This window comes from Corynebacterium sp. UMB4614, from assembly GCF_030217065.1.
Taxonomy (GTDB): Bacteria; Actinomycetota; Actinomycetes; order Mycobacteriales; family Mycobacteriaceae; genus Corynebacterium.
On the sequence record NZ_JASONC010000048.1, the window covers coordinates 1 to 889 of the forward strand.

Here is an 889-nt window from a genome sequence, read left to right on the forward strand (position 1 = left end):
CAGGCGATTGTCATCCTCAAGTCACAGCATCGTCTGCAATACCTTTTGGATGCGGCAGGCATGCCGAGGTCGACGTTCTTCTACCACCAGAAACGCCTCAACAAGCCGGATAAGCACGCAGCACTCAAAGCCGCGATCCGGGAGTGCTTCGAACGGAACAAGCATCGCTACGGCTATAGGCGAGTCCTACTTGACCTGCGCAACCAAGGCTGGGTGGTCAACCACAAACTCGTGTACAAACTCATGCACCAGATGGGTCTTCGAGCCAAGATCCGCCAACGCAGGCCATATGTTTCCTACACTGGGACGATCAGCCACATCGCTGACAACACACTTGACCGCAGGTTCACCCCAGATAGGCCGAATACCGTCTTTGTCAGCGACGTCACCGAGTTCAGGGTCCAAGGCCGCAAGGTCTACCTGTCACCGGTGATGGACTTGTTCGACCGCTCGATCGTTGCCCACACTGTGGCTACATCACCGTCGACAGCGTTGACCACCGATTCTTTGTCCAAGGCGATCACAGCGTGTGCACCTGAACCCGGGTGGATGATGCACACCGATCAAGGATTCCAGTACCAGCATTCCTCGTGGCGCAATCTGATCGGCGACAACGGTGGTGTTCAGTCGATGTCGCGTAAAGCCAACTGTTACGACAACGCGGTCATGGAGAACTTCTTCGGGCACTTGAAAACCGAGATGTACCACGGTGAGGTCTTCGACACGGTCGCAGAGTTCAACCAAGCGATCGACGAGTACATCGGGTGGTACAACACCGAACGCGTCCAACAACGACTCAAGGGCCTGACCCCGATGCAATATCGGAATCAGACCCTTGAACCCCTCACCGCCTAGAATTAAACCAGTCCAACTTTCGGGGGCTAGTTCA

1 protein-coding gene is annotated in these 889 nt (G+C 55.3%); it reads left to right on the forward strand.

Annotated features, from left to right (window positions below; all coding sequences use genetic code 11):
• Nucleotides 1-855: IS3 family transposase (locus tag QP413_RS09825; protein WP_284781590.1), on the forward strand; the 855-nt coding region annotated here is incomplete at its 5' end.
• Nucleotides 856-889: the final 34 nt, after the last annotated feature.